The following is a 6,120-nucleotide window of genomic DNA, read 5'->3' on the forward strand; positions in this document are numbered from 1 at the left end:
GTCGTTTTTTGTGTTATTTATTCTGTGCGTAACAAGGGCGTCGTTCCACCCGGTCGGTACCGTATAATTTTATGAGCACATTTTCATGAGATCCATCAGAGTTTACGGAGCACCGATCCAGGATCATAACCTATTAATGAACCGGGCTGTAACTATCTGTTCATAGTTCTTTCAAGAATTAGTGAAGGGATTGAAAGTAGCCCTCCTCGCTGATATGTTAGCTTTGCGACAATCACACATACGAAGCAAAAGGAGGACTATGTAATGAACAATAACACAGAGCAGCATGAAAATCCAGAGGCCCGCGCCAGACTTATCTCCATCAACGAAGAAGGAGTGCGCAGTCAATTGAGCACACTGGTAAAACAGACCGTAGAAGAAACGCTCAATGCTATGCTGGATGCGGAAGCAGACGAACTCTGCAAGGCTTCAAAATACGAAAGATCTCCAGAACGGGCGAGCACGAGAGCAGGCCATTATACAAGGACGTTCCATGCCTCGGCTGGTCCGTTAAAGTTAAAAGTCCCTCGTTTAAGGAATGTGCCGTTTGAAACGGCTATCATCGAGCGTTATAAACGCCGCGAAGCTTCGGTAGAGGAATCCCTCATCGAAATGTATTTAGCAGGCGTGTCTGTTAGGCGCGTAGAGGATATAACTCAGGCTTTATGGGGCACAAGGGTAAGTCCGCAAACGGTAAGCACCCTGAATCAGAAGATATACGGCAAGATAGAGGAATGGAGAAACAGACCGCTGCATGTAGCTTATCCATATGTTTATCTGGACGGGATCTGGCTCAAACGGAGCTGGGGCGGAGAGGTAAAGAACGTCTCGGTTCTTGTCGCTCTTGGTGTAAATGAATATGGAGACCGGGAAATAATAGGAGTCTCGGAAGGAGCAAAAGAGGATAAGGCAAGCTGGTCGTCTTTTCTTCGTGAACTCAAAGAGCGCGGTCTTACCGGTGTTCGCCTGTTCATCTCAGATAAAAGCCTTGGTCTAGTTGAAAGCATCCCGGATTTCTACCCGGAAGCAGCCTGGCAGCGTTGTGCGGTACACTTTTATAGAGATATCATGAGAGCCGTGCCTAATACCAAAGTAGAAGATGTGATTCGGCTTGTAAAGACAATCCACAGCCAGGAAAGCAGGGCCAGCTCGGAGGTGAAAGCAGTATTTGCAGTTCAGAGATTGAGAGAGATGAAGCTCAATAAAGCTGCCGATATCATAGAGAAAGGCGTATCTGAAACATTAAGCTATTATAGTTTTCTGCCCCAGCACTGGAAGCATATCAAAACCAACAACCTGCTGGAGCGAGTGAATAAGGAAATACGTCGACGCACACGGGTAGTCGGAAGCTTTCCCGACGCCAAATCAGCATTGATGCTGGTATCGGCTCGACTCAGGCACATCATGTCATCGAAGTGGGGCTCCATTCATTATATGAATATGCAGCTTCTCTTTGATGCAGAGAGAAATAATGAACCGATAGCAATCTAGTTGTTTAATCGAAGACTAACGTCTTAGCGAGGAAAAAACATAGGCAAAGAAAATGTGCGCATAATTCTTGACGCAACCACCCGGTCCCATGCCGAACCCGGCAGTTAAGCACTCCATCGTCGGTGGTACTACGGAGGGTATCCGTGGGATGGCCAGGGAGCCAAATCAGTGTTTTTCTGATTTGTGCGAGTCGGCTAGTTTGTTTGTCAGAGTAGGTCGTTGCCGGAATTAATTTAAGCGAGAGAGGGAAGTCAAGTGAGACTTCCCTCTCTCGTTTTGTTTTGTGAGAAGCGATTATGTGGCGCGAGACGATGGATGTTCGTCCGGTCCCATGCCGAACCCGGCGGTTAAGCGCTTCATCGACGCCGGTGTTTGAGTTTAGTAAAGATGTGCTTGGAAAAGTTATTTAAAAACCATCCTCTGAAAATCCGAGGATGGCTTTTAGGAGTGGTGTAAAAAGCCCTGTGATGTGGGCTGCGGAATGGTATTTAAAATAAAAGAGGCACCTTTCTCATCTCCGATGGCCGTCAGGGATGTGGAAAAAATGTCTCTTTATATCTTAATAAAAGCTAACATTTTTATTAAATTTATCTTAAAAATAAATGTTTAAGCATCTATTCCCTTGATGCTGGATATAATACTATTATATTAAGCTGATGTCAAGCAATTATTTTATGCTTATTTTTCATATAAATATGCTTAATATGGCATATTTATTTTTATATGATTTATGTTCAATTATGTTATCCTTTATATTAATCTTTATTTCATTTGTTGATAATAATAGAATTAATATATAGTATTCTTTGCATGTTATGAAAGGCTTAGGCAACAGCATCCACGAAAGAGCGGCGAAGCCCGTCTCTTGCGGATGTTTTTTTATGGTAAATATCCGCGGCGGAGTTCCTGTCGCGGCGGACGATAGAGGAAAGTGGCGCGCACCGATATATTGAAAAACGGGCGATGGACAGCCGCCGCTCCCGGCGCGAGGTGGCTGACGAGATCATCGCCAGGGAAACGCTTTTCAGCAGCTAAACGGCGCTAGTTTTGGGCGTATATATATTTTTTCTCGAATTCCTCGGCGGGCATCGGGCGGTCGAAGAAAAAGCCTTGAACCGCGTCGCACTTAAATTTTTTTAGTATTTCAAGCTGTTCCTTCGTCTCGACTCCTTCGGCGACCACCGGATAGCCGAGCTTTGAGCAGAGCCCCACCATAGTTTCACATACGGTGTCGGCGGTCTTCTCGCCGCTGCCAAGCTGTGAGATCATGCTCCTATCGAACTTTATCTCCTTGAATTTGAGTGCGCTGAGCAGTGAAACACAGGAGTATTCAGAGCAGAAATCGTCGAGTGAGAGGCTGAAGCCGCGTCCGGTCAGTATCCTGCCTATCGAAACGAAGGTATCCTTCTCAATGTATCCCGCCGACTCCGTTATCTCTATGAGGATATATTCATGCGGAATGCCGTATCTGTCGACGATCTCCTCAATACGGTCCGCGATGCGGCTTTCGAGCAGGGTCGTGCGCGAAAAGTTCACCGATACGGGAATGATAGTCCTTTTTTCGGCGATCCACTTCGCTATGAGCTTGCAGACCTCTTCCAGCACAAAGAAATCGATGTGACGGATCAGCCCCTCTTTTTCAAGGGTGGGGATGAATTTTACCGGCGGGATCACGCCGTGATCGGGGCTGCTGTAGCGTATGAGAGCCTCCGCGCCGTAGAGGCCGCCCTCCGTGACGGTGATCTTTGGCTGGACGTAGACGATAAAGTGCCCTTGGGCGATCTCGGCGTTCAGGTTATCAAGTATTTTTTTGCTGTTATATTTGGATTTTCCCTCTATTGAGTTGTAATAGAGCTTTTTCTTCTCGATCATGTGCAGCTTGGCCTGATGGAGCATCTCACCGAGCAGGATCTCCTTTTCAGACCAGGTATAACCGACCGCGATGCCGCATGAAGTTTTTTTACAGATATCTTTCTCCGCCGCCTCTACCCTTGCGACGAAATCGGGGAAGGTAATATCCTCGCAGATAATGATGAATTCATCGCCCTCGAAGCGGAAGAGCATATCCTCGGAAAAGTGTCTGTCCAGACAGGTAGCCGCTACCTTTACGGTACTGTCGCCGGCCTCTGTGCCAAAGTCACGGTTCTGCTGGTCAAGGGCGTTGAGATTGCCCACCGCGACTCCGACGCGGCGCAGCTGTTCCTCAGATATCGCCGTCTTGTAGGCGTTGTAGCCGTTGCGGTTAGACAGCCCCGTCAGCGTGTCGTGATAAATGCCGTATTCCCGCTGGCAGCGCAGTCTATACTGGCCCATCTGGTGGGCGATAAGCAGCGTCAGAGTATTGAGCATGGAGAAGTTTCTCAGGTTAAGAGAGGGGTTATCCACGCCGACGTAGCCCCTGACCTCGTCTCCATCCGTGTACGGGACCATATAAAAAGCCCGGACGCCGCGGCTTTCCTGCCGCGCGTACTCCGCCGGATCGCTCTCTTTCAGCGTCTCAATGTCCTTAACTATCATGGCGGTACCCTCGGCGAAGCAACGCTGCCGGAAGCGGGAGAGCTTCATGCTGCTCACGGAATTGATCTCGGAGGCGATCCCCGCACGGCACCACTCATATGTATGGCGCATATCCAGCGACGGGCGTTCAAGCTCCAGCACATAGGCGCGGTCGGCGGAATAGAAATCGGCGATCGCCCGCAGGATGTCGGTGACGGATTTTTCCACGCCGTTGATGTTCCCCTGGTCCGCGAGGGCGCTGACGCAGCCCAACAGCGTATTTTCCGTGTGTATCTTGGTGGTGATGAGCCGCTCCATCTGCTCCTTTGTCTCAGCCTCTGTGATAGTCTGCAGGCGGAGCCTACGGCCGTTTACCTTTATAAGACGGTCACGCAGGACGACATGTCTGCCAATGACCTTATTGATCTGTTCCCAGGCGTAGTATCTGTTTTCCGAGAGCCGCTCCGGCATACAAAAGGGGCATGGCGCGTCGCGGCCCTGCAGCACTTTATGACAGAGGAGCTCTCTGACGTCGGCGTCCTGCGCGATACCAAACATACGGCGGCCGACGCTATTCATATACAGCAGACGATGGCTCTCGGTATCACTGATATAGACGCCATCGGAGTAATCGTCCAACAGCCAGAAAGTACCGTCTCTGAAAAAATCAGCCGTATTATTATTCATTACAAAAATATCCTCCACCGCACCATATCTTTGATGACGCAGATTAAATAGCTTCCAAATATGTGAATTATACACTACATTTCGCAGGTAAAAAATAGTCCGCGGGGTAAAAATTATGCCTGTTTCCATTGTGTGGACCAAGCGGCCCGCAGGCAGGTGTGTGCCAAGGTAACGGCGGTTGTTATTTAAGGGCCCGGCGGGTACAATTATATAATTGTTTCGTGAAAAATAAATATTTCAGAGGTGTTGCGGATGGAAAGGGTTCAGGAGGCTGCCGGATGCAGGCGTGTTACAGGTGGATTTTCCGCCGGCGCGAAAAAGTCTCTGCCGGTCATCATCGGCATGATACCGAGCGCGATGGCCTTTGGGATACTTGCGAAGACCGCCGGACTCGGCATCTGGGAGAGCCTCTTTATGTCGGCGGTCGTCTTTGCGGGAGCCAGCCAGTTCGCCGCGCTCAATATGCTGATGATCGGGGTCTCCATGGCCGATATCCTCATCACCACCGCGCTTCTCAACGCGCGCCACATCATGATGGGCTCCTCCATCTCGCAGCGTATGGAGAGGGGAATGAACCCCTTTGAAAAATTCGCCCTCTTTTTCTTTCTCACCGACGAGAGTTTCAGCATCGCCTCCTTACAGGAGGCGGAGATCGTCACGCCCGGTTTTCTCTGGGGTGTGCAGCTGCCGATATTTCTGACCTGGAACGCCCTTACCCTCTGCGGCTATATCGGGACCGCCTTTTTGCCGCGCGACCTGCAGTCCAGTATGGGCATCGCGATCTACGCGCTCTTTCTGGCGATAATCATTCCCGCGGCCCGCAAGAGCCGCGCGGCGCTTATCGTTACGCTCTCCGCGATGACGCTCTCGGCGCTCCTTAAATGGCTGCCCCTCTTCGCGCAGCTCAACCGCGGTTTGGCGATAATAATATCCGCCGGGGCCGCCGCCGTCATCGGAGCGCTGCTCTTTCCCACTGGGAAGGAGGCGCGCGGGTAATGTCGAAGATCGTCTTTCTCTCAATATTGATGATGTGCGTCACCGCGCCCTCGCGCATACTGCCGCCATTTTTTCTCACCGGACGCCGCCTGCCGCCCTTCGTCTCCTCGGTGCTCAGCTACATCCCCTTTGCCGTCATCGGTTCGCTCGTCTTTCCCGACATCCTCTGGGCGACGGGTGATTTCAAAAGCTCCGCCGCCGCCACGGCCGTCGCCTTTCTCACCGGCTGGTTCAGCGGCAACATCCTCGTGGTGCTGCCCGCCTCGATCGCCGCGGCCTTTATCGTGACGCAGCTCGGATTTTAAGGCCTTAGGATAAAACGGCGGGGGGGGCGGGGGGCGCCCCCCGCGCCCCCCCGCGGGATATTTTTTTTTGGGGGCGGGGAAGCTCGGGGTGTGATAAAAAAACAACCACCCCCCCAGCCGACGGAGGGGGGGCGGCCGGGGAGTT

5 protein-coding genes are annotated in these 6,120 nt (G+C 51.1%); 4 read left to right on the plus strand and 1 reads right to left on the minus strand.

Going from position 1 to position 6,120, the window contains the following annotated elements:
* Positions 1 to 264 precede the first annotated feature (264 nt).
* Together LIO98_RS07400 and LIO98_RS15415 are read left to right on the plus strand one after the other, a co-directional pair.
* Positions 265 to 1,491 (plus strand): IS256 family transposase, encoded by a 1,227-nt coding sequence (locus tag LIO98_RS07400; protein WP_291954902.1) that lies wholly within the window; start codon positions 265 to 267, stop codon positions 1,489 to 1,491.
* A 921-nt stretch (positions 1,492 to 2,412) separates the two neighbouring features.
* Positions 2,413 to 2,526, plus strand: coding sequence for an ANTAR domain-containing protein (locus LIO98_RS15415; protein WP_363304122.1), 114 nt, complete (start codon positions 2,413 to 2,415; stop codon positions 2,524 to 2,526).
* Positions 2,527 to 2,532: 6 nt separating this feature from the next.
* Here the strand turns inward: LIO98_RS15415 and LIO98_RS07405 are convergent, their stop codons facing one another.
* Positions 2,533 to 4,674: a GGDEF domain-containing phosphodiesterase gene (locus LIO98_RS07405; RefSeq protein WP_291954905.1), complete on the minus strand. Its 2,142-nt coding sequence runs from the start codon at positions 4,672 to 4,674 to the stop codon at positions 2,533 to 2,535.
* Positions 4,675 to 4,926: 252 nt separating this feature from the next.
* On the opposite strand from LIO98_RS07405, the gene LIO98_RS07410 reads away from it, so the two are divergent.
* Together LIO98_RS07410 and LIO98_RS07415 are read left to right on the plus strand one after the other, a co-directional pair.
* Entirely contained in the window at positions 4,927 to 5,670 is a 744-nt protein-coding gene (locus tag LIO98_RS07410) for an AzlC family ABC transporter permease (RefSeq protein WP_291954908.1), read from the plus strand.
* Positions 5,670 to 5,975, plus strand: coding sequence for an AzlD domain-containing protein (locus LIO98_RS07415; protein ID WP_291954911.1), 306 nt, complete (start codon positions 5,670 to 5,672; stop codon positions 5,973 to 5,975). The genes LIO98_RS07410 and LIO98_RS07415 overlap by 1 nt, the downstream gene beginning before the upstream one ends.
* Positions 5,976 to 6,120: the final 145 nt, after the last annotated feature.

The sequence above is a fragment of the Cloacibacillus sp. genome, from assembly GCF_020860125.1.
Taxonomy (GTDB): domain Bacteria; phylum Synergistota; class Synergistia; order Synergistales; family Synergistaceae; genus Cloacibacillus.